Source organism: Bradyrhizobium sp. BWC-3-1, assembly GCF_032917965.1.
Taxonomy (GTDB): Bacteria; Pseudomonadota; Alphaproteobacteria; order Rhizobiales; family Xanthobacteraceae; genus Bradyrhizobium; species Bradyrhizobium canariense_D.
Map to the genome: position 1 here is coordinate 1,029,301 of NZ_CP136625.1, position 22,733 is coordinate 1,052,033.

Here is a 22,733-nt window from a genome sequence, read left to right on the forward strand (position 1 = left end):
CATGGCGGCGCTGCATTTCCACAACGTTACGCTCGGCTATGACCGCCATCCGGCCGTGCACCACCTCAATGGGGAGGTCGCGCCGGGCGCGCTGCTGGCCGTGATCGGCCCGAACGGCGCCGGCAAGTCGACGCTGCTGCGCGGCATCGTCGGCATCCTCAGGCCGCTCGACGGCAGCATCCATCTCGGCGGGCTCGACAGCCGCGATATCGCCTATCTGCCGCAGAGTGCGGAGATCGACCGCAGCTTCCCGATCTCGGTGCTGGATTTCGTCGCCACCGGGCTGTGGCGTGGGACCGGCCTGTTCGGCGGCATCGGCAAGGCGGCGCGCGAAAAGATCCTCCGCGCGATCGCTTCCGTTGGCCTCAACGGTTTCGAAAACCGCCCGATCGGAACGCTCTCGGGCGGCCAGATGCAGCGCGTGCTGTTCGCGCGCGTGCTGCTCCAGGACGCCCGGCTGATCGTGCTGGACGAGCCTTTCAACGCCATCGACAGCAAAACCACGGCCGATCTGCTGGCGCTGGTGAAGCACTGGCATGGCGAGGGCCGCACAGTGCTCGCCGCACTGCACGACATGGAGATGGTGCGCACCCATTTCAGCGAGACGCTGGTGCTGGCGCGCGGCCCCGTGGCGTGGGGCCCGACGGCGGAGGTGCTGACGCCGGAAAACCTGATGGTGGCGATGCGGATGTGCGAAGCCTTCGACGACAGCGCCGCCGCCTGCTCGGCCGATGATGCCCGCTCACGGGCGGCTTGATATCCGATGCTCTATGACGCGTTGATCGGCCCGTTCACCGAATTCGAGTTCATGCGACGTGCGCTCGCGGCCGTTATCGCGCTGTCGCTCGCGGGTGCGCCGATCGGCGTGTTCCTGATGTTGCGGCGGATGAGCCTGGTCGGCGACGCCATGGCACATGCAATCCTACCCGGCGCCGCTGTCGGTTTCCTGCTCTCCGGTCTCAATCTGTTCGCGATGACGGCCGGAGGCCTGATCGCAGGTTTTGCCGTCGCAATCCTCGCAGGCCTCGTCGCGCGCTCGACCGGGTTGAAGGAGGATGCCTCGCTCGCGACCTTCTATCTGGCCTCGCTGGCGCTCGGCGTCACCATCGTCTCGATCAAGGGCACCAATATCGACCTGCTGCACGTGCTGTTCGGCAATATTCTCGCGATGGACGACCAGACGCTGCTGGTCGTCGCATTCAACGCCACGGTCACGCTGCTGGTGCTCGCCGTGATCTACCGTCCGCTGGTGATCGAAAGCGTCGATCCGCTGTTTTTGCGCACCGTCAGCCGGGCCGGCGGGCCTGCGCATCTCGCTTTCCTCGCGCTGGTCGTGATCAACCTCGTCAACGGCTTTCAGGCGCTCGGCACGCTGCTCGCGGTCGGCCTGATGATCCTGCCGGCCGGCATCGCGCGGTTCTGGTCGCGCGATCTCACCGTCATGATCTGCATCGCGGTCGTCGCTGCCGCCGTGTCCGGCTATGCAGGTCTCGTGCTGTCGTTCCAGACCCGTGTGCCGTCGGGTCCTGCGATCATTCTGGTGGCAAGCGCGCTCTACACCGTCTCCGTCCTGTTCGGCCGGGTCGGCGGCGTCGTTAGGCAGCTGTTTCCCGGCCGGCATTTGGAAGCGTGATAGCGATGCGGCGCATCCTGCTTTGTGTGCTTATGCTGATCGCCTCGCCGCTGCACGCCGCTGAGCAACTGAAAGTCGTCGCGAGCTTCTCGATCCTGGCCGACTTCGTCCGTAATGTCGGCGGCGACCGGATCAATCTGACGACGTTGGTCGGGGCCGACAGCGACGTCCATGTCTACGCGCCCGCGCCAAGCGATGCGAAGCGGATCGCGGACGCAAAGCTGGTCATCGTCAACGGGCTTGGTCTCGAGGGCTGGCTGCCACGGCTCGTGCAGTCCTCGGGCAGCAAGGCGCAGGTGGTTATCGTGAGCGCCGGCATCGCGCCGCTCAAGCTCGGCTCGGCCGCAGATCCGCATGGCTGGCAGTCGGTCCCCAACGCCAAAATCTACGTCACCGACATCGCCAATGCGCTGGCCGCGGTCGACCCGGACGATGCGGAGTTCTTCCGCGCCCAGGCCAAGGCCTATTTGGAAAAGCTCGAAACGCTCGACCGCGAGGTCCGCGAAGCCGTGGCCAAGATCCCGCAGGAGCGTCGCAAGGTGATTTCGACCCATGACGCTTTCGGCTATTTCGCCGCCGAATACGGCGTCCAGTTCATCGCGCCCTTGGGCGTCTCCACGGAAACCGAGCCCAGCGCGCGGGACATCGCCACCATCATCGGCCAGATCAAGGCCCAAAAAATCCCCGCCGTGTTCCTGGAAAATATCAGCGACGACCGGCTGATCCGGCGGATCGCGGCGGAGACCGGCTCAAAAGTCGGTGGGACCCTGATTTCGGACGGTTTGACCGGCGAAAAGGGGCCTGCACCCACTTACATTGATATGGTCAGGCACAATATAAAGGCCCTGACCAGTGCGCTTGACCACTAGGGCAGGGGCCACCCCGCCTCGCGTCGCGCGAAAAGCCCGAAGTCCGGAGTTGTTATGTCTGAAGCGACCGCCCCAAAAATTCCCGTGACCGTCCTGACCGGCTATCTCGGTGCGGGCAAGACCACGCTGTTGAACCGCATCCTGTCGGAAAACCACGGCAAGAAATACGCCGTCATCGTCAACGAATTCGGCGAGATCGGCATCGACAACGACCTCATCATCGGTGCCGATGAGGAAGTGTTCGAAATGAACAACGGCTGCATCTGCTGCACCGTGCGCGGCGATCTCGTGCGCATCATGGAAGGCCTGATGAAGCGCAAGGGCAAGTTCGACGCCATCATCGTCGAGACCACCGGTCTTGCCGATCCGGCCCCCGTCGCCCAGACCTTCTTCGTCGACGAGGACGTGCAGAAGAACGCGCGCCTCGATGCGGTGGTCACGGTTGCGGACGCCAAATGGCTATCCGACCGCCTCAAGGATGCACCTGAGGCCAAGAACCAGATCGCCTTTGCCGACGTCATCGTGCTGAACAAGATCGATCTCGTTTCCAAGGGAGAACTTGCCGAGGTCGAGGCCCGCATCCGCGCCATCAATCCCTATGCGAAACTGCATCGCACCGAGCGCTGCTCGGTGGCTTTGGCCGACGTGCTCGATCGCGGCGCCTTCGATCTCGACCGCATCCTCGACATCGAGCCGGACTTCCTGAATGCCGAGGATCATGACCATGATCATCACCATCACGGTCACGACCATCACGATCATGATCACGGCCACGGCCTGAAGCACTATCACGACGAGGACATGCAGTCGCTGTCACTCAAGACCGACAAGCCGCTCGATCCGAACGTGTTCATGCCCTGGCTTCAGAACCTGGTGCAGGTGGAGGGCGGCAAGATCCTGCGCTCCAAGGGCATCCTTGCTTTCCACGACGATGATGACCGCTACGTCTTTCAGGGTGTCCACATGATGCTGGAGGGCAACCACCAGCGCAAATGGAAGGACGGCGAGCCGCGCGAGAGCCGCCTCGTCTTCATCGGTCGCGAATTGCCGCAAGACCTCATTCGCCAGGGTTTTGAGAGCTGCATCGTCTCGTGATGAAAGAGTTTACGCCACCCGCCGATTCCGCCTCGATCGTCTCCGTCACCGAGCGCGTCAAATCGCTCGCGCTCGGCATGGTCGTGACCTCCGTGCATTTCCTTGGCAACCGCGCCGCCTTCGTCGGCGGCGAGGAGAATGTCGCGCTCGTGGATAGCCAGGGTGAGATCAGCAAGATCGCCGTGCACAGCGGCGGCATTCTCTCGGCCGCCTCCGACGGCAAGCGCCTCGTGATGGGCGGCGACGATGGAAAAGTCGTGTCGCTCGAGGCCAAAGGCGAAGTGACGCTGCTTGCGACCGACCCGAAACGGCGCTGGATCGATGCGGTGGCGCTGCATCCGGACGGTGCCTACGCCTGGTCGGCTGGCAAGACTGCTTTCTTCAAGAGCGGCAAGAGCGAGGAGAAGTCGCTCGAGGTGCCCTCGACCGTCGGCGGCCTCGCGTTTGCGCCGAAGGGCCAGCGTCTCGCGATCGCCCATTACAACGGCGCGACGCTGTGGTTTCCCAACATGGCGGGGTCGGCCGAATTCCTGCCTTGGGCCGGCTCGCATCTCGGCGTCACCTTCAGCCCGGACAACAAATTCCTGGTCACCACGATGCACGAATCGGCGCTGCACGGCTGGCGGCTTGCCGACAACAGGCACATGCGCATGACCGGCTATCCCAGCCGCGTCCGCTCGATGTCGTGGAGCGCGGGCGGCAAGGCGCTGGCGACCTCGGGCGCCGACACGGTGATCCTGTGGCCGTTCGCTAGCAAGGATGGCCCGATGGGCAAGGAGCCAGCGATGCTCGCGCCGCTGCAGGCGCGCGTGTCGGTCGTCGCCTGCCACCCCAGGAACGACATCTTCGCCGCCGGCTACAGCGACGGCACCGTGCTGATGGTCCGTCTGGAGGACGGCGCCGAGATCCTCGTCCGCCGCAACGCCACGCCCGCAGTCGCCGCGCTCGCCTGGAACGCGAAGGGGACGCTGTTGGCGTTCGCCGACGAAAATGGTGATGGCGGCCTGCTCGAGCTTTAATCTGTCATCGTTCCGACCGTGGATGGGGCCATGTGGCGCGCAGCCGTCGAGTTCCGGCCGCCACGGGCGGGAACCGCAGAGCGGCAATTTCGTTGATCCCGCAGACAAAGGCGGTGATCGACATGCCCGGCCAATATGACAAGCGCAGACTGAAGCTCGACTTGATGGTCGCCTGCTCGCTGTTCGCGGCAGGCGTCGTGGTGTCAGGCATGTCGCTGGCGCAAATCCGCGCCGAGACCCGGATGCAGACAGCCCAAGCGACGCAACCCCTTCAGGGCACGCCGTCCGACGATCAGAATAAGCCCGCGGAAGCCAAGCCCGGCGGCGACCGGCCGACCACGCCCGCCCCAGAGCCCGCGCGGCCCGAACCGCAGACGCAGGGCGCTGCCGGCGCGGCGAAACCAGCATTGCCGCCAGCCCCAGCCGAGAAGATCGCGCCGCCGATCGAGAGGAAGTAGGTTCTGCATCTACGCGGGTGCTGTCATCGTCCGCGAAGGCGGCCGATCCAGTATTCCAGAGGCTGTGCGTGGATACGGAGATGCTGCGGCGTACTGGATGCCCCGCCTGCCGCTTACGCTAAAGTTCGGCGCGCCTGGACCTCAACCTCGGCTAAGCCTTGGCGTAGCCGGGTCGCGGGGCATGACAGCAGTGGCCGTGGCGCGACGCCGCCTCACCGCACCAGAACATTCCGGAACTGCCAGGGATCGCTAGTGTCGATGTCCTCCGGGAACAGTCCCGGACGGTCCGTCAGCGGCGTCCAGTCGGTATAAAAACCCTTCACCGGGCCGAGATACGGCAGCTGAATTTCCAGCAGACGATCGAAATCCATCTCGTCGGCTTCGACGATGCCCTCGTTCGGGTTTTCCAGCGCCCACACCATGCCGCCGAGCACGGCGGAGGTCACTTGCAGGCCGGTGGCGTTCTGATAGGGCGCGAGCTTGCGGGTCTCTTCGATGGAGAGCTGCGAGCCGTACCAGTAGGCATTGTTGTCATGGCCGAACAGCAGCACGCCGAGTTCGTCGATGCCGTCGACGATTTCGTTCTCGTCGAGGATGTGGTGCTTTTCCTGCATCTTCGCGGCGCGGCCGAACATTTCATGCAGCGACAGCACGGCATCGTCAGCCGGATGATAGGCATAGTGGCAGGTCGGCCGATAGACCGCCGTGCCCGATGCGTCGCGCACGGTGAAATAGTCAGCGATCGAGATCGACTCGTTGTGGGTGACAAGGAAGCCATACTGCGCGCCGCGGGTCGGGCACCAGGTGCGCACGCGCGTGTTGGCGCCGGGCTGCATCAGATAGATGGCAGCGCCGCAGCCGGCTTCGTGAGTCCGCGCATTCTCGGGCATCCATTTTTCGTGGGTGCCCCAGCCGAGCTCGGAGGGCTGCACGCCTTCCGACAGGAAACCTTCCACCGACCAGGTGTTGACGAAGACATCGGGCTCTTTCGGCTTCTTGGAGCGCTGGGTGTCGCGTTCGGCGATATGGATGCCCTTGATGCCGGCTTGTCGCATCAAGTCCGCCCATTCGGCTTTTGTCTTCGGCTTGGGGGCATTGAGCTTCAGATCGGCGGCGACGTTGAGCAGCGCCTGCTTGACGAAAAACGAGACCATGCCGGGATTGGCACCACAGCAGGAGACGGCCGTCGTCGACCCCGCAGGGCGCGCCTTCTTGGCGGCCAGCGTCGCTTCGCGAAGGGCGTAGTTGGAGCGCGCTTCCGGGCCTTTCGAGGAGTCGAAATAGAAGCCGAGCCAGGGCTCGTTGACGGTGTCGATATAGAGAGCGCCGAGCTCGTTGCAGAGCTCCATGATGTCGGTGGAGCCGGTGTCGACCGAGAGATTGACGCAAAAGCCCTGGCCGCCGCCCTCAGTGAGCAGCGGGGTCAGCAACTCCCGATAATTGTCCTTGGTCACGCCCTTCTGGATGAAGCGCACATTGTGCTTCTCGCAATGAGCCTTGCGACCCTCGTCCTTTGGGTCGATCACGGTAACGCGCGACTTGTCGTAATCGAGATGCCGCTCGATCAGCGGCAACGTGCCTTTGCCGATGGAGCCGAAGCCGACCATGACGATGGGACCAGTGATCTTCGCGTAGATCTGCGAGGCGGGGCTCATGGGATGGTTTCTCCGGAACGTGCTGGCGAACAAATGGTGAGGGATGGCTCAGGCGCTGCGGCGCTTGGCGGTGGCTTCGATTTCGACCTTCATCTCGGGCTTGTAGAGCGCCGAGACGACGAGAAGCGTGGCGGCCGGGCGGATCTCGCCGAGGACTTCGCCGCAGACCGCGAAATGCGCGTCCGCATCCTTGATGTTGGTGAGGTAGTAGGTCACGCGGACGATGTCGGCCATCTCGAAGCCACCCTCCTTCAGGGCAGCTTCGATGGTCTTGAAGCAGTTGCGTGACTGGCTCGTGACATCGGCCGGCATCGTCATGGTGGTGTAGTCGTAACCGGTGGTTCCCGCGACGAAGGCGAACTCGCCGTCGATCACGGCGCGGCTGTAGCCGGCGGTCTTCTCGAACGGGGAGCCGGTGGAAATCAGGCGGCGGGACATGGTCGTAGGCCTCGACTGAAGAGGAATTTCGTGGGGTTTACGCAATTTGCCGGCCTGCGCAACCCCAAAGGAATGGAGCTTAACGCAGGCACAGCCGGGCGTTGCCGCTTAACGCGGCTAGGTCGTCGCCATCATGGCGATCCTTAAGCCGCGCGCGCCTGGAGGGCGCGAACTACCCTTCGTTTGGGCAGGGCCGCACCAGTCGGGACGATCATCCCGGCGGCGCCGTCCAGCGCGCCTGTTGTGAATTCGATCGCCAGCAGGCGGTCGCGCTCGAACGGACCGGGCAGCGACAGCTCGCCGGTGTTGGCGGCCGAGAAGCCGAAGCGGGCGTAATAGGGGGCATCGCCGAGCAGGATCACGGCGGCATGCCCGCGCGCCCGGGCGGCAGCCAGCGCTTGTTGCATCAGCGCGGCGCCGATCCCGAGCTCGCGGCAGGCAGGGTCCACTGCCAGCGGTCCGAGGACCAGAGCGGGCCTGCCTCCGGCGCTGACGTGCCACAGCCGCACGGTTCCCACGAGCTTCCCCTCGCGCATCGCGGCCAGCGCAAGGCCGGCAGCGGGTGCGCGTCCGTCACGCAGGCGCTGACAGGTACGGCCATGGCGGTTCTCGCCAAAGGACGCATCGAGCAGCGCTTCACGCATCGCAACGTCGACAGCACGCTCCGCACGGATCGCGAACGGAGCGGCTTTCGAAGTGGGGTCAATTTGTGTCTTCCGAAGAGCAGTCATGGCGCGTCAGTCCCCGCTTGAAACTGACGTGCGCAAAGCACGCCAGTTCAAGGCGTCGTCAGAGATCGAAATGTCAGGGAGGGAGCCGGCAAGCCGGCTCCCGGGTTCGTCAGGCCTCAGACGCGAGGCGGATCAGATGTGGTAGGTTTTCAGCGGCGGGATGCCGTTGAAAGCCACCGCCGAGTAGGTCGACGTATAGGCCCCGGTGCCTTCGATCAGCAGCTTGTCGCCGATCTCGAGCGTCACCGGAAGCGGATACGGGTTCTTCTCGTACAGCACGTCGGCGCTGTCACAGGTCGGGCCCGCGAGCACGCACGGCGTCATGTCCGCGCCGTCATGCGGGGTGCGGATGGCGTAACGGATCGACTCGTCCATGGTCTCGGCGAGACCGCCGAACTTGCCGATGTCCAGATAAACCCAGCGCACCTCGTCCTCGTCGCTCTTCTTCGAGATGAGCACGACTTCGGACTCGATGATGCCGGCGTTGCCCACCATGCCGCGGCCCGGCTCGATGATGGTCTCCGGAATCTGGTTGCCGAAGTGCTTGCGCAGCGCGCGGAAGATCGAGCGCCCGTAGGTCACCACCGGCGGTACGTCCTTCAGGTACTTGGTCGGGAAACCGCCGCCCATGTTGACCATGGTCAGGTTGATGCCGCGCTCGGCGCAGTCGCGGAACACCTGCGAGGCCATTGCCAGCGCACGGTCCCACGCCTTCACCTTGCGCTGCTGCGAGCCGACATGGAAGGAGATGCCGCACGGCTCCAGGCCCAGACGCTTGGCAACGTCGAGCACGTCGACGGCCATCTCCGGGTCGCAGCCGAACTTGCGCGACAGCGGCCATTCGGCGCCGGCGCAGTCATAGAGGATGCGGCAGAACACCTTTGCGCCGGGCGCGGCACGGGCGACCTTCTCGACTTCGGCGGCGCAATCGACCGCGAACAGCCGAATGCCGAGCGCGAAGGCGCGCGCGATGTCGCGCTCCTTCTTGATCGTGTTGCCGAAGGAGATGCGGTCGGGCGTCGCACCGGCGGCCAGCGCCATCTCGATCTCGGCGACCGTCGCGGTGTCGAAGCAGGAGCCCATGGAGGCGAGCAAAGCCAGCACTTCCGGCGCCGGGTTCGCCTTGACGGCATAGAACACGCGGCTGTCGGGCAGCGCCTTGGCAAAGGTCTGGTAATTGTCGCGCACGACTTCGAGGTCGACGACGAGGCACGGCTCGGTGTCGAGGCCCTCGCTGCGGCGGTTGCGCAGGAATTCCTGGATACGGTCGGTCATAGCACTCTCCCAAACGGCCCAGCGACGGGGATCCGTTCAAAAAATGACGTCGGATAAGAGCGCTCCGGCCAGATCGCGCGATGGAGGCGCGACGAGCCAAAGACTCACATCAGACTGTGCTGCCGTGGATTGGTTGGGAATGTTCCCGCCCGCACACCTGGCAATGAAGGACAAGCCTTTTCAGTAGCCCGCGCCGGCGTTGGACTGCCGGTAGAGACCAAAAAAGCCCGATCCGTCGTTGCTTTAAGTCGCGTCCCCCGTTGAGAGCGGGGTGCGCCGGTTCGCCTCCGGCTGCCAGTCACGGTTGCAAAGAGCAAAGTCACCTTCGACAAGGCATCTCTTTGAGAGAGATGCTGGACGCTCCGGGTTTGCTTTCGTCTTCCGGCGATGAGCCTTCCGACTTCCACACTTCCGAAGAGCCCCTCGGCTTCTTCACCCCTTGGCGGCTGTCCGGCCTCTTGTCCGGATACCTACCGACTGACACACGACCACAGGCACGTGCGAAATTGGGCAATCCGCACATAAGTGTTTTGACTCTGCTTCGCAAGAGATTTTTTAGGCTGCGAACAGAATTGCCTAACATCTGCTTGCGCAGTGTTGCGCGCGCGACGCGAAAGATGAACGCGCGTTAAGTTTTCTGCGCGGCGCGCGTCACTCGCGAGCGTCCGCGCTTCAGCCGCGCTTCGTGAACGGCTCGACGCGTTGAGCGGCGCGGATGAAGGCCGTCATCACGAGCACGCCGAGCGCAAACAGCGTGGCCTGAAGGATGTGCGTGCCTTGCTCGCCCAGCCCGAACAGGATCGCGAGCGCCCAGCCGCCGGCAAACGCCGCGCCGAACACCTCGGCGCCGATCAGGATGGCGGCGCTGACGACGGTGATGACGCTCGGCCAGACGATCCGACGGGAAGACGAGGAGGTCGCGTTCATGAGCTCAGGGGTCCTAGGCTTGGAGGGCCGCAATCTCACCGAAAAGGCAGCCGGGAGCAAGGGCAAACGGCCCAAAAAAGCCCTATCGCGTGCTATAGCTGGCCGCAACAATCGAGCCACAAATCGGGACTTGTAATGTCAGAACCCCGCCAAACTACGGACTCCGAGACCAACCCGCTGCTGAAGGCGTGGGTGACGCCGTTTGCGACCCCGCCCTTCGACGAAATCAAGCCGGAGCACTTCCTCCCGGCCTTCGAGCAGGCCTTCGCCGACCACTCCGCCGAGATCGCAGCGATCACCAACGACCCGACCGCGCCCGACTTCGCCAACACCATCACGGCGCTGGAGCGCTCGGGCAAGCTGCTCAGCAAGGTCGCGTCGGTCTTCTACGACCTCGTCTCGGCGCATTCCAACCCGGCCATTCTGGAGATCGACAAGGAGGTTTCCTTGCGGATGGCGCGGCACTGGAATCCGATCATGATGAACGCCGTGCTGTTTGGCCGCATTGCCCAGCTACACGAGAACCGCGCCAATCTCGGTCTGACACCGGAACAGCTCCGCCTGCTCGAGCGCACCTACACCCGCTTCCACCGCTCCGGCGCCGGCCTCTCCGAAGAGGCCAAGACGCGGATGGCGGAGATCAACGAGAGACTCGCCCAGCTCGGCACCAGCTTCAGTCATCATCTGCTCGGCGACGAGCAGGAATGGTTCATGGAGCTCGGCGAAGCCGACCGCCAGGGCCTGCCGGAGAGTTTTGTCGCCAGCGCCAAGGCTGCGGCGGAAGAACGCGGCATGGCCGGCAAGGCCATCGTCACCCTGTCGCGCTCCTCGGTCGAACAGTTCCTGAAGAGCTCGGCCCGGCGTGACCTGCGCGAGAAGGTCTACAAGGCCTTCACCGCGCGGGGCGACAACGGCAATGCCAACGACAACAACGCGACCATCGTCGAGGTCCTGAAGCTGCGCGAGGAGAGCGCCAATCTCCTGGGTTATCCGACCTTCGCGGCCTACCGGCTCGAGGATTCCATGGCCAAGACGCCGGAAGCGGTGCGCGGCCTTCTGGAGCGGGTCTGGAAGCCGGCCCGGGCGCGGGCGCTCGCCGACCGCGACGACATGCAGGCGCTGATCACGGAGGAGGGCGGCAATTTCAAGCTCGCCCCCTGGGACTGGCGCTTCTATGCCGAAAAGCTGCGCCTTCAGCGCGCCAATTTCGACGACGCCGCGATCAAGCCGTATCTCGCGCTCGATCACATGATCGCCGCCGCCTTCGACTGTGCCACGCGCCTGTTCGGCGTCACTTTCGAGGAGCGCAAGAACGTGCCGGTCTGGCATCCGGACGTCCGGGTCTGGGAGATGAAGGGGCGGGACGGCAAGCACAAGGCGCTGTTCTATGGCGACTACTTCGCCCGGCCGTCGAAGCGCTCCGGCGCCTGGATGACCTCGCTGCGCGACCAGCAGAAGCTCGACGGCGAGGTCGCGCCGCTGATCCTCAACATCTGCAACTTCTCCAAGGGCGCGGACGGGGAACCCTCGCTGCTGTCGCCCGACGATGCCCGCACCCTGTTCCACGAGTTCGGCCATGGCCTGCACGGCATGCTCTCCAACGTGACCTATCCGTCGCTGTCGGGCACCTCCGTGTTCACCGACTTCGTCGAATTGCCCTCCCAGCTGTACGAGCATTGGCAGGAGCGGCCCGAGGTGCTGCAAAAGTTTGCCCGCCACTACCAGACCGGCGAGCCGCTGCCGGACGATCTGCTGCAACGGTTCCTGGCCGCGCGAAAATTCAACCAGGGTTTCGCCACGGTCGAGTTCGTCTCCTCGGCGCTGATCGATCTCGAATTCCACACCCAGCCGGCCTCCGCCGCGCAGGACGTCCGCGCCTTCGAGAGACGCGAGCTGGAGAAGATCGGCATGCCCGAGGAGATCTCGCTGCGTCACCGTCCGACGCAATTCGGTCACATCTTCACCGGCGATCATTATGCCGCCGGCTATTACAGCTACATGTGGTCGGAGGTGATGGACGCCGACGCCTTCGGCGCATTCGAGGAAGCCGGCGACATCTTCGATCCCGCCGTCGCAAAACGCCTGCACGACGACATCTACTCGAGCGGCGGATCGGTCGATCCGGAAGCCGCCTATGAGGCCTTCCGCGGCCGCCCGCCGGAGCCCGATGCGCTGCTGCGTCGCCGAGGTCTGCTTGACGCCCCGAAGGCGGGCTGATGGGCGTGCGCGCCCTGCTCGGGCTGCTGCTCGCCGCTGGCCTCACCTTTGTGGCCGGGGCGGCGCAGGCGCACCCGCATGTCTGGATCACCGCGACCAGCGAGTTGCTCTATGCCGCGGACGGCACCATCACCGGCGTGCGCCACGCCTGGACGTTTGACGACATGTTCTCGGCCTATGCCGTGCAGGGGCTCGAGAGCAAGACCAAGGGCGTCTATACCCGCGAGGAGCTCGGACCGCTGGCGCAGACCAATGTCGAGTCGCTGAAGGAATATGCCTACTTCACCTTCGCGCGAGCCGACGGCAAGAAGGAGCGATTCCAGGAGCCGGTCGACTACTTCCTCGACTACAAGGATACGGTCCTGACCCTGCACTTCACGCTGCCGCTGAAGAATCCGGTCAAGCCCAAGCAATTGATGCTCGAAGTGTTCGACCGCTCATTCTTCATCGACTTCCAGATGGCCAAGGACAACCCGATCAAGCTGGTCGGCGCGCCCGCCGGCTGCCAGATGAAACTTGAGCGGCCGAGCGACGGCACCGCGAGTGCGCAGAAGCTCAACGAGCAGACCTTCATGAACGGCGAGAACTCCAATTTCGGCATGATGTTCGCCAACAAGATCACGGTGGATTGCCCTTGATCGGTCGTCTTCGTTCGCCGCTTGCCCGCGGGCTTCTCGCCTGCGCCGCCGTTATTGTCGTGCTGGGCGTGGCCGATGCCGCGCTGCATGATCTCCTTGCCCAGAACCCGTTCGGCGCGCCGCGGCCAGCCCCGGCGGCCGAGCCTGAGGCCAGTGGCCTCATCGGCTGGCTCTTGGCAAAACAATCGGAATTTTATCGCCAGATGTCGGCGACCATTCGCGCCGCCAAGTCCGACGGCTCGGCGGTGTGGACGCTGCTCTTCATCTCCTTTGCCTACGGCATCTTCCACGCCGCTGGGCCCGGCCACGGCAAGGCGGTGATCGCCTCCTATCTCGTCGCCAATCGCGAGACTGCCCGGCGCGGCATCGTGCTGTCGTTTGCATCGGCGTTGATGCAGTCGCTGGTGGCGATCCTGATTGTCGGCATCTCGGCCTGGGTGCTGAATGCGACCGCCAGGACCATGTGCAAGGCGGAAGGCGCGATCGAGATCGCAAGCTACGCCCTGATCGCGCTTTTCGGCCTGCGCCTGGTCTGGGTCAAGGGCCGCACCTTCATCCGTGCGCTGCAGGCGGTTCAGCCGGTGCCGGCGATCGCGGGCGTGCCGCATGACCATCATGATCACGGTCACCACCATCATGATGCGCATGATCATCATCGTCACGATCATGCGCACGCCCATCATCACCACGCGCATCACCACGTTCATGACGAGCATTGCGGCCATTCCCACGGCGCCATGCCGAGCGAGCTCGCCGGCCCCGGAGGCTGGGGACGCGGCTTTACCGCGATCCTGACCGTCGGCATCCGTCCCTGTTCGGGCGCGATCCTGGTGCTGGTGTTCGCGTTGGCCCAAGGCCTGTTCTGGGCCGGCATCGCCGCAACTCTGCTGATGGGGCTCGGCACCGCGATCACCGTCGCGGTCATTGCCGTGGTCGCCGTCTCCGCCCAGGACATCGCCGCCCGCCTGAGCGCCGGACGCGACGGCAACGGCGCGCTGTTCATGCGCGGCATCGAAATCGCCGCCGCCGGCCTCGTGCTGCTGTTCGGTGCAGGCCTGTTGTTGGGTTACATCGCGGCCGAACGGACGACGTGTTTCTGAGTTTTTCCCTCTCCCCTTGTGGGCGAGGGTGGCTCGCCGCGTAGCGGCGAGACGGGTGAGGGGTTGTCTCCGCGAGCGATCCTCTTGCAGCTGCGTTCGCCGATAGAACTCCTCATCCGGCGCTTCGCGCCACCTTCTCCCACAAAGGGAGAGTCACACCGGCAAGAACTGCTTCAACGCCGGCATGAAGAAGATCCCGAGATTGATCGCAAAGCCGATGCTCCAGAGGATGGAGCGCAGCGTCGGGCGGTTCCCGAGATAGGTCAGCACATAGGCGATCCGTACGATCAGGAACAGCACCGCGAGCTCGTCGATCATCCGCTGCGGCGAGTCCCGGAATTCGGCCAGCAGCACCGCGAAGGCGAAGAACGGAAAGGTCTCGATACCATTCTGGTGGGCGCCGAGCGCGCGCTGCGCGATGGCCTCTTCGTAGAAGGCGGGATCGCGCGGGCGTGAATTGTCGAACCCGCGAAACCTGATCCATTTGACCGAGACGATCGTCACCAAATAGAGCAGCAACGCTCCGAAGACGCACCATTCCGCGAGTGTCATCTTTCCTCCCCCGCCTCGGTGCGACCCTAGCGAAACCGGCCTGATCTTGACAAGCTCGGGGCAACGCGCGACCCAACGAGCATGACAACCCTAGCCCCTCTCAAGACCACGAAGCCGCTGCCTCAGTCCGGCCAGCCGCGCGTCGGCGTACTCCTGGTCAATCTCGGCACGCCCGATACCGCCGACACGCGCGGCGTGCGGGTCTATCTGAAGGAGTTCCTCTCGGACGCCCGCGTCATCGAGGATCAGGGCTTGATCTGGAAGCTGGTGCTGAACGGCATCATCCTGCGCACCCGCCCCCGCGCCAAGGCGCGCGATTATCTCAAGATCTGGAACACCGAGAAGAACGAGTCGCCGCTCAAGACCATCACGCGCTCGCAGAGCGACAAGCTCGGAGCCATGCTGTCGGACCGCGACCAGGTCACGGTGGAATGGGCTATGCGCTACGGCAATCCCTCGATCAAGTCGGGCGTCGATGCGCTGATTGCGAAGGGCTGCGATCGCATTCTTGCCGTCCCCCTCTATCCGCAATATTCCGCCGCGACGTCGGCCACCGTCTGCGATGAGGTGTTTCGCGTGCTTGCGCGGCTGCGCGCGCAGCCGACGCTGCGGGTGACGCCGTCTTACTACGAGGACGAAGCCTATATCGAGGCGCTCGCCACCTCGATCGAGACGCATCTGGCGAGCCTGTCGTTCAAGCCAGAGCTGATCGTCGCCTCCTTCCACGGCATGCCGAAGGCCTATGTCGACAAGGGCGACCCCTATCAGGACCAATGCGTGGCGACCACCGAGGCGCTGCGGCGCCGGCTCGGCATGGACGAGACAAAGCTGCTGCTGACCTTCCAGTCGCGCTTCGGATTCGACGAGTGGCTGCAGCCCTACACTGACAAGACCATGGAGCGTCTGGCGAAAGAGGGCGTGCGCCGTATCGCGGTGATCACGCCGGGTTTTTCCGCCGACTGCCTGGAGACGCTGGAGGAGATCGCGCAGGAGAATGCCGAGATCTTCAAGCACAATGGCGGGGAGCAGTTTTCCGCGATCCCCTGCCTCAACGACAGCGACCCCGGCATGGATGTGATCCGAACGCTGGTGCTGCGCGAGCTCCAGGGCTGGATATAGTGAGCCTGGATCCGAGGAGCGCCCCATGAACCGCCGCGAGGTTCTGGCGCTTCTTGGGGTGACCACGATGCTGCCGGCCTCGGTGCTGGCGCAAGCGAATGCGACGCGCCGGCTCGGCGTGCTCTCGGTCACTGCGGCGGACGATGCGATCGGGCAGACGCGTAGCGCGGTCCTGGTCGAGGCGCTTGCCGGCCATGGCTGGAAGGAGGACGGCAGCCTTGAGATCGATTGGCGCAACGGCGGCGGCGACCGCGCGCGGATCGCGCAACTCGCCGACGAACTCGTGGCGCTCAAGCCCGACATCCTGCTTGCGGTCGGCACGCCCTCAGTGGAGGAGCTGCGCCAGCGCACGACGACGATCCCGATCGTTTTCGCCGTCGTCACCGATCCTGTCAGCCAGGGCTTTGTCCAGAATCTCGCCCATCCCGGCGGCAATATCACCGGCTTCACCGATTACGACGGCCCGCTGGCCGGCAAATGGCTGGAGATGCTTACGCAGGTCGTGCCAAAGCCGTCACGCGTTTCCGTCGTCTACAATCCCGCCACCGCGCCGTTCGCGCCGCTGATGCTGCGGACGATCGAAGACGCCGGCCGCGCGCTCGATGTGACGGTGGTGCCCGCGCCGGTCCATGACACGGCCTCGATCGCCGCCCTGGCCTTGCGGAAAGACGGCGGCCTGCTGGTGCTGCCGGATTTCTTCACCATGTCCAACCGTGCGCTTCTCCTGGCAGCCATCAATGAAGCGCGCGTGCCGGCGGTGTTCTGGAGCCGGACCTTCGTCGACGAGGGTGGCTTGATGTCCTACAGCACCGACAGCGCCGAGCAGCTCCGCCGCGCCGCCACCTATATCGATCGCATCCTGAAGGGTGCGCGAGCGGCCGACTTGCCGGTCCAGAATCCGACCACGTTCGAGCTGGCGATCAACTTGAAGACGGCCAAGGCGATCGGCGTCACGCTTCCGCCAAGCCTGCTCGCAACCGCGAACGAGGTCATCGAGTAGGATTTGGCTGCGACCGCCGGATTCGTTAACGTCGTCGCTAGGTGTGCGCCAGCACGCTTTCAAGAGCGCCTCGCAAATACATAATCGCGACCATTCCCTCTCCCGGTGTCTTGTGTAGAATCCTACCGATGCCGAAATCAGGCACGACCGCTGAGCCTTGAATCCTTCTGAACTCTTTACTGAACGCTTTACTGAACCCTTGGGGTCGTGATCCCGACCAATGACAGCGCGGAAAAGGCCTTTTCCCGCCAATCTTTTCCGCCTTGGAGGAAATATGAGCGGTTTCGACATTTTCGCGATTGTTCTGGTCTTGCTCGTCATCGTCACGCTGGTGGCCGGCGTGAAGACGGTGCCGCAGGGCTATGACTGGACCATCGAGCGGTTCGGCAAATACACCCAGACGCTGAGCCCCGGGCTCAATCTGATCGTGCCCTATTTCGATCGCGTCGGACGCAAGATCAACATGATGGAGCAGGTGATCGACATTCCCGAGCAGGAGGTGATCACCAAGGACAACGCCACCGTGACGGTCGACGGCGTCGCCTTCTTTCAGGTGTTCGATGCCGCCAAGGCGAGCTACGAGGTCTCTAACCTGACCCAAGCCGTCACCGTGCTGACCATGACCAACATCCGTTCGGTGATGGGTTCGATGGATCTCGACCAGGTGTTGTCGCACCGCGACGAAATCAACGAGCGCCTGCTGCGTGTAGTCGATGCCGCCGTCTCGCCCTGGGGCCTCAAGGTCAATCGTATCGAGATCAAGGACATTGTGCCGCCGGCGGACCTCGTCGAAGCCATGGGCCGACAGATGAAGGCCGAGCGCGTCAAACGCGCCGACATCCTTCAGGCCGAAGGTGCACGCCAGTCCGAGATCCTGCGCGCAGAGGGTGCCAAGCAGGGCCAGATCCTCCAGGCGGAAGGTCGCCGCGAGGCCGCCTTCCGCGACGCCGAAGCACGCGAGCGGTCGGCGGAAGCTGAGGCCAAGGCGACGCAGATGGTCAGTGAAGCCATTGCCAAGGGCGACGTCGCGGCGCTGAACTACTTTATCGCCGACAAATATATCAAGGCGTTCGGGCAGTTTTCGGACTCGCCGAACCAGAAGATCATCATGCTGCCGATCGAGGCCACCAGCATGCTCGGCTCGCTCGCCGGCATCGGCGAGATCGCCAAGGCAACGTTCGGCGAGAGTGCGGCATCCGCCGCTGCCGCCGCTCGTCGCGGTTCGGTGCCGACGACTGGGAGCACGCCCCCGGCGGTGCCGCCGCGGCAGGGGTAAAGCGCATGCCCCGGAAAAGTGGACACCGGTTTTCCGACAAGGGCATGCGCCATTTCAAAGAGGTCGTGTCATGACCGACATGTTCGTATCGCTCGGCACCTGGAACTGGCTGATCTTCGGCTTCATCCTGATGGCGCTGGAGGTGCTGGCGCCGGGAGTCTTCCTGTTCTGGCTCGGGCTCGCCGCGCTGCTGGTCGGGCTGATCTCGTTCGGAGTGGCGATATCCTGGCAGATCCAGCTCGTGATGTTCGCGATCTTCGCCGCCGCCGCGGTGCCGGTTTGGCGTCGGCTCGCCCGGCCGAAGCCGGATGCAATTGCCGCCAGCCCCTTCCTCAACAAGCGCGCGGATGCGCTGCTCGGCCGCGAGTTCACGCTGGAGAAGCCGATCGTCGACGGCAACGGCACCATGCGCATCGGCGACACCGTCTGGCGCGTCGCAGGTCCCGATACGCCGGCGGGCACGCGTGTGAAGGTGGTGCAAGTGGACGGTGCGAATCTGACGGTGGCGGCGGCTTAGTCCACCGTCATTGCGAGCGCAGCGAAGCGAAGCAATCCAGACTGCTGCCGGTGGAAAGATTCTGGATTGCTTCGCTTCGCTCGCAATGACGAGCTAGTCGGGACGGCATCGCCAGACTTACGCGCCGCTCTTGCTGCGCCACCGCTCCGCAAACCTATGCAGCGGCATGAACGTCTCGCACAAGTCCCGCCCGAGCGCCGTCAGCCCGTAACCGCCGGCTTCGCCGAGCTCCACGAACCCGGCCTCGCGCAAATCGTCCAGCCGCGCCTGCAGCACCGTCGGCGAGGCCTCGTCGCAGGCCGTTCGCAATGCGCGCGAGGTGAGGGGGGCGTCGCGTAGCTCCCACAAGATTCGCAGGCTCCAGCGTCGTCCGAGGAGGTCGAGCAGCACCATGATCGGCCGCCCGCTGCGCGAGCCACGGACGCCGCGCGATCTCGAAGTGGTCTGTTTCGCCATCGTCGCCCTCTTGCGTGGTGCTACAAATAGTGTAGCTTTATGCTACGTTAAATGTAGCAAGAGAGGCGGCCAATGTCCCCGGTCACAGCGCGCATTGCCCCGCTCACCCCGCCTTATCCCCCGGAGATCCAGGCCCAGTTCGACCGCATCATGCGCGGCGCGCCGCCACTGCTGCTGTTCCGGGTCATGGCGGGCCACACCCGCGCCTGGGACAAGTTTCGCGCCGGCGGCTTGCTCGATCCCGGACCGCTGTCGCTGCGCCAGCGCGAGATCGTGATCGACCGCACCTGCGCGCTGAACAAATGCGAATATGAATGGGGCGTGCATGTCGCGGTCTTTGCCGGGCCGGCGAAACTCACCGAGGAGGAAGTGCGCGCCACCGTGCAGGGTGATGCGGCGTCGTCGTGCTGGTCCCCGGCCGAGCAGACGCTGATCGCCGCCGTCGACGCGCTGCATCACAGCGCGACGTTTGACGACGCTGAGTTCGCTGCGCTGTCGGCGCATTACGACGAGGCGCAGATCCTGGAGATCATGCTGCTGTGCGGCTTCTACCGCACGGTCTCGTATCTGGCGAACGGACTGCGGTTGCCGCTGGAGGAGACGGCGGCAAGATTTCCTGCGCCGCTCTAGCCGCCGTCGTTGCGAGCGTAGCGAAGCAATCCAGAGTCTTTCCGCGCTGGCACTCTGGATGTTTCGCTGCGCTCGCAATGACGGTGAGTGGCTCCCTACGCCACGCCTGCCCGCAGCAGATCGTGCAGGTGCACGATGCCCACCACCTTGTCCGCCTCGGTCACGACCAGCGTCGTGATCTTGCGGGTGTTGAGCACCTCGATCATCTCCGTGGCCAGCATCGAGGGCGGTACGGTTTTCGGCTGCCTGGTCATGATGTCGTCGACCGACGCCGTCAGCAGGTCGGGCCGCATGTGGCGGCGCAGATCGCCGTCGGTGATGATGCCGAGAGCCTCGTTCGCCTCGTTGACGATGCAGACGCACCCCAAACCCTTGGCGGACATCTCCATCACCGCGTCCGACATCTTGGTGCCGAGCGGCTTGACCGGGATTTCCGCACCGGTGCGCATGTAGTCGCGGACGAATTTCAGCATCGCCCCTAACTTGCCGCCGGGGTGGAAATGCGCGAACTCCAGCGCGGTGAAGCCGCGGCCTTCGAGCAGCGCGATCGCAAGCGCATCGCCTATCGCGGCCTGCATCAGGGTCGAGGTGGTCGGCGCCAGATTGTGCGGGCAGGCCTCGCGCGCCTTCGGCAGCTCGATCACGACGTCGGCCGCTTGTCCCAGCGAGGATGCCGCGTTCGACGTCACCGCGATCATCGGGATTGCGAACCTTGCGGAATAGTTCACGAGAGTCTTCATCTCCGGCTGCTCGCCGGACCAGGACAGCGCCATGATGACGTCGTCGGTGGTAATCATGCCGAGGTCGCCATGGGCGGCTTCGGCGGTGTGCACGAAGAAGGCGGGCGTGCCGGTCGAGGCCAACGTTGCCGCGATCTTGCGGCCCATATGGCCCGACTTGCCGAGCCCGGTGACGATGACGCGGCCCTTCGCGTTGCGGATCAGATCGACCGCCTGGGCGAAGCTCGCGCCAAGCGGGCCGCGCAGGGCGGCGGCGAGCGCGTTGATACCGCCGCTCTCCGTTTCCAGCGTGCGGAGTGCGGATTCGACGCTGTCGGGAATGGGGCCGGATGATTGGGTCATCAGCGGTTTCGAACTCGGCATGTTCTGGTCCAGGAGGAGGGGCCTTCGCCCGTTGGCGCCTGCTTAACACGCCGCGGCCTTCGAGGCGACGAGCCCGACCCGACCCTCAACCGGTCGTTAACCATAATTGTTTTAACTCCATTAACGATAGTTCCCGCCGATCGGTGGGGACAATCGCGAAAGTGTTTGATTTCGTTGGAGTTCTTCCATCGTGGGGTCGTCTCCAGGCACGAGCCGGAGCAAACGCGCGCATTTCCTGCGCGCGGCTTTGCCGTGCTTTGCGCTGACGGTCCTCGGAAGCGCCCCCGTGGCCGCCCAGAGCCTCACCCCCGACCTGTTCAGTCCCAACCGCGGTGGCTTCGCCTCGCCCGACACGCTGCCGACGCGCCGCACCGCGGGCGTTCCGCAGGCACCGTCGGATGCGCTGCCGGCGCTGCCCGATCCCAACTCCGACTTTCGCAAGCGCCAGCAGGCGCCGGCGCGCCCATGGCAGAACCCGACGAACCAAAACGCGACCAGCCAGGTCCCGACCTATGGCCTGCCTGCCGCCAACGGTGCGAGCAGCTCCGGCTACGACTCGCTGAACCGCAAGCGGCAGCAGCCGAAGTTCTATCCGGGTCAGCCCAAGCCGAAGCGCCCTGCTGGTCCCGGCTCGCGGGCGCCGACCACTACGCCGCCGCCATCCACGCTCGGTTCGCCGAAGATCGCGCCGCCCCCGTCCGCCTCCGCCAACAAGGCGCCCGTGCCGGCGGCGATGGCGGGCACCGTGCCCGGCCAGCCGCTGCGCCGCCGCCTCAAGGCCGATGACGATGCGTTCGGCGCGGTCGGCGACTATGCCGGCAGTTTCCTGATCAAGGGCGGGCTCGAGCTCTCCACCGGTTACGACACCAATCCGGCGCGTCTGAACAAGCCGGTTGGCTCGCCGGCCTATGTGGTTGCACCCGATCTCCTCGTGGCGTCCGATTGGGAGCGCCACGCGCTGGTCGCGGATCTGCGCGGCTCGTTCTCGGGCTACACCAACAACATGCCGGCGACGATCGACGGCTTTGCCTCGCCTTCGCCGGTCGAGGTCGACCGCCCCGACTTCAACGGCCATGTCGACGGCCGCCTCGACGTCAATCGCGATCTCAAGCTGACCACGCAGCTGCGCCTGCGGCTCGCCACCGACAATCCCGGCAGCCCGAACGTGCAGGCCGGCCTGCAAAAATATCCTGTTTATGCCGCCTATGGCACGACCGTCGGCTTCGACCAGAGCTTCAACCGCTTCCAGGTCGCGGCCGGCGCCACTGTCGATCGCACCGCCTACACCAACTCCAAGCTCACCGACGGCGCCACCTTCAGCAACGACGATCGCGACTTCAACCAGTATGGCGGCGTCGGACGCTTCTCCTACGATCTCAAGCCGGGTCTGAAGCCGTTCGTCGAGATCCAGGGCGACACCCGCGTGCACGACCGGGCCGCCGACCGCAACGGCTACTTCCGCGATTCGGACGGCGGCTACGCCAAGGTCGGCACGTCCTTCGAGTTCTCGCGTATCCTCACCGGCGAGGTCTCGGTCGGCTATTCCGCGCGCAATTACGTCGATCCGCGCCTCAGCCAGCTCGCGGGCTTCCTCACCTCGGGCTCGCTGATCTGGAACGCAAGCGGCCTCACCACCGTGAAATTCGCCACCGACACGCAGATCGCCGAGACCACCGTCCCCGGCTCCTCCGGCGTGCTGGTGCACACCTACGCCGCCGAAGTCGATCACGATTTCCGCCGCTGGCTTACGGCAGTGGGCAAATTCACCTACGGCACCTACGACTACCAGGGCCAGAATCGCAACGACAAGACCTACTCGTTCGAAAGCAATCTGATCTACAAGCTCAACCGCAACATCTGGATCAAGGGCACGCTCCGACACGACATCCTGGATTCGAACCAGCCGGGGTCAAGCTCGCAGGCGACGGTCGTGATGGTCGGGGTGAGGTTGCAGAATTAGAGGGGGCGACGGCCGCCTTTTGAGCGTACGTGGCTTAGTTGACTCCGCTCGGACCACTCACTCAG

General features: G+C 64.6%; 23 protein-coding genes. 15 read left to right on the plus strand and 8 right to left on the minus strand.

Features of this window, described 5'->3' with window-relative positions:
* Position 1 precedes the first annotated feature (1 nt).
* From RX329_RS05015 to RX329_RS05040, 6 genes are all read left to right on the plus strand, one after another.
* A complete protein-coding gene (locus RX329_RS05015) occupies positions 2-757 on the plus strand; it encodes a metal ABC transporter ATP-binding protein (RefSeq protein WP_007597191.1) in 756 nt (251 codons plus the stop codon).
* A 6-nt stretch (positions 758-763) separates the two neighbouring features.
* Positions 764-1,633: a metal ABC transporter permease gene (locus RX329_RS05020; protein WP_007597190.1), complete on the plus strand. Its 870-nt coding sequence runs from the start codon at positions 764-766 to the stop codon at positions 1,631-1,633.
* 5 nt (positions 1,634-1,638) lie between these two features.
* Entirely contained in the window at positions 1,639-2,502 is an 864-nt protein-coding gene (locus RX329_RS05025) for a metal ABC transporter substrate-binding protein (protein ID WP_085385465.1), read from the plus strand.
* A gap of 54 nt (positions 2,503-2,556) precedes the next feature.
* The gene (locus RX329_RS05030; RefSeq protein ID WP_085350704.1) at positions 2,557-3,597 is read left to right on the plus strand and encodes a CobW family GTP-binding protein; all 1,041 of its coding nucleotides are present in this window, start codon (positions 2,557-2,559) and stop codon (positions 3,595-3,597) included.
* Positions 3,597-4,616: a WD40 repeat domain-containing protein gene (locus tag RX329_RS05035; RefSeq protein WP_085385463.1), complete on the plus strand. Its 1,020-nt coding sequence runs from the start codon at positions 3,597-3,599 to the stop codon at positions 4,614-4,616. Before RX329_RS05030 ends, RX329_RS05035 begins: the two co-directional genes overlap by 1 nt.
* A gap of 122 nt (positions 4,617-4,738) precedes the next feature.
* A complete protein-coding gene (locus tag RX329_RS05040; RefSeq protein WP_026232509.1) occupies positions 4,739-5,074 on the plus strand; it encodes a hypothetical protein in 336 nt (111 codons plus the stop codon).
* Between the two features lie 212 nt (positions 5,075-5,286).
* Here RX329_RS05040 and RX329_RS05045 read toward each other — a convergent pair whose 3' ends face one another.
* From RX329_RS05045 to RX329_RS05065, 5 genes are all read right to left on the minus strand, one after another.
* Positions 5,287-6,729 (minus strand): homospermidine synthase, encoded by a 1,443-nt coding sequence (locus RX329_RS05045; protein ID WP_007615186.1) that lies wholly within the window; start codon positions 6,727-6,729, stop codon positions 5,287-5,289.
* A gap of 48 nt (positions 6,730-6,777) precedes the next feature.
* Positions 6,778-7,167, minus strand: coding sequence for a RidA family protein (locus tag RX329_RS05050; protein WP_085350702.1), 390 nt, complete (start codon positions 7,165-7,167; stop codon positions 6,778-6,780).
* A gap of 143 nt (positions 7,168-7,310) precedes the next feature.
* On the minus strand, positions 7,311-7,898 hold the full coding sequence (locus RX329_RS05055) for a GNAT family N-acetyltransferase (RefSeq protein WP_026232510.1): 588 nt from the start codon (positions 7,896-7,898) through the stop codon (positions 7,311-7,313).
* A gap of 132 nt (positions 7,899-8,030) precedes the next feature.
* The gene (locus RX329_RS05060) at positions 8,031-9,173 is read right to left on the minus strand and encodes a type III PLP-dependent enzyme (RefSeq protein ID WP_018453321.1); all 1,143 of its coding nucleotides are present in this window, start codon (positions 9,171-9,173) and stop codon (positions 8,031-8,033) included.
* A gap of 672 nt (positions 9,174-9,845) precedes the next feature.
* The gene (locus RX329_RS05065; RefSeq protein ID WP_018453322.1) at positions 9,846-10,100 is read right to left on the minus strand and encodes a hypothetical protein; all 255 of its coding nucleotides are present in this window, start codon (positions 10,098-10,100) and stop codon (positions 9,846-9,848) included.
* A 135-nt stretch (positions 10,101-10,235) separates the two neighbouring features.
* On the opposite strand from RX329_RS05065, the gene RX329_RS05070 reads away from it, so the two are divergent.
* From RX329_RS05070 to RX329_RS05080, 3 genes are read left to right on the plus strand one after another with little or no spacing between them, the layout of a single operon-like run.
* Positions 10,236-12,317, plus strand: a complete 2,082-nt coding sequence (locus RX329_RS05070) for a M3 family metallopeptidase (protein WP_085361218.1) — start codon at positions 10,236-10,238, stop codon at positions 12,315-12,317.
* Positions 12,317-12,955: a DUF1007 family protein gene (locus RX329_RS05075; RefSeq protein ID WP_085350701.1), complete on the plus strand. Its 639-nt coding sequence runs from the start codon at positions 12,317-12,319 to the stop codon at positions 12,953-12,955. The genes RX329_RS05070 and RX329_RS05075 overlap by 1 nt, the downstream gene beginning before the upstream one ends.
* The gene (locus tag RX329_RS05080; protein ID WP_085361219.1) at positions 12,946-14,055 is read left to right on the plus strand and encodes a nickel/cobalt transporter; all 1,110 of its coding nucleotides are present in this window, start codon (positions 12,946-12,948) and stop codon (positions 14,053-14,055) included. The genes RX329_RS05075 and RX329_RS05080 overlap by 10 nt, the downstream gene beginning before the upstream one ends.
* Before the next feature lie 153 nt (positions 14,056-14,208).
* On the opposite strand, the gene RX329_RS05085 is transcribed toward RX329_RS05080, so the two are convergent.
* A complete protein-coding gene (locus RX329_RS05085; RefSeq protein ID WP_085361220.1) occupies positions 14,209-14,607 on the minus strand; it encodes an MAPEG family protein in 399 nt (132 codons plus the stop codon).
* An 81-nt stretch (positions 14,608-14,688) separates the two neighbouring features.
* On the opposite strand from RX329_RS05085, the gene hemH reads away from it, so the two are divergent.
* The 4 genes from hemH to RX329_RS05105 all read left to right on the plus strand — a co-directional run bounded on the left by hemH (position 14,689) and on the right by RX329_RS05105 (position 18,519).
* The gene (gene hemH, locus RX329_RS05090) at positions 14,689-15,726 is read left to right on the plus strand and encodes a ferrochelatase (RefSeq protein WP_085361221.1); all 1,038 of its coding nucleotides are present in this window, start codon (positions 14,689-14,691) and stop codon (positions 15,724-15,726) included.
* Positions 15,727-15,751: 25 nt separating this feature from the next.
* Positions 15,752-16,726: an ABC transporter substrate-binding protein gene (locus tag RX329_RS05095; protein ID WP_018453328.1), complete on the plus strand. Its 975-nt coding sequence runs from the start codon at positions 15,752-15,754 to the stop codon at positions 16,724-16,726.
* Between the two features lie 274 nt (positions 16,727-17,000).
* Positions 17,001-18,002 carry an SPFH domain-containing protein gene (locus tag RX329_RS05100; RefSeq protein ID WP_085350696.1) on the plus strand — a complete coding sequence of 334 codons (1,002 nt, stop codon included), beginning with the start codon at positions 17,001-17,003 and terminating at the stop codon, positions 18,000-18,002.
* 70 nt (positions 18,003-18,072) lie between these two features.
* On the plus strand, positions 18,073-18,519 hold the full coding sequence (locus RX329_RS05105; RefSeq protein ID WP_007597152.1) for an NfeD family protein: 447 nt from the start codon (positions 18,073-18,075) through the stop codon (positions 18,517-18,519).
* Positions 18,520-18,636: 117 nt separating this feature from the next.
* On the opposite strand, the gene RX329_RS05110 is transcribed toward RX329_RS05105, so the two are convergent.
* Positions 18,637-18,975, minus strand: coding sequence for a winged helix-turn-helix transcriptional regulator (locus RX329_RS05110; protein WP_085350695.1), 339 nt, complete (start codon positions 18,973-18,975; stop codon positions 18,637-18,639).
* A 72-nt stretch (positions 18,976-19,047) separates the two neighbouring features.
* Here RX329_RS05110 and RX329_RS05115 point away from each other — a divergent pair, with 72 nt between their 5' ends.
* Positions 19,048-19,605 carry a carboxymuconolactone decarboxylase family protein gene (locus tag RX329_RS05115; RefSeq protein WP_018453330.1) on the plus strand — a complete coding sequence of 186 codons (558 nt, stop codon included), beginning with the start codon at positions 19,048-19,050 and terminating at the stop codon, positions 19,603-19,605.
* 95 nt (positions 19,606-19,700) lie between these two features.
* Here RX329_RS05115 and RX329_RS05120 read toward each other — a convergent pair whose 3' ends face one another.
* Positions 19,701-20,708: an SIS domain-containing protein gene (locus tag RX329_RS05120; RefSeq protein ID WP_085385456.1), complete on the minus strand. Its 1,008-nt coding sequence runs from the start codon at positions 20,706-20,708 to the stop codon at positions 19,701-19,703.
* A 190-nt stretch (positions 20,709-20,898) separates the two neighbouring features.
* Between RX329_RS05120 and RX329_RS05125 the strand changes: the two genes are divergently transcribed.
* A complete protein-coding gene (locus tag RX329_RS05125; protein WP_085361222.1) occupies positions 20,899-22,668 on the plus strand; it encodes an outer membrane beta-barrel protein in 1,770 nt (589 codons plus the stop codon).
* The last annotated feature ends 65 nt before the right edge of the window (positions 22,669-22,733 follow it).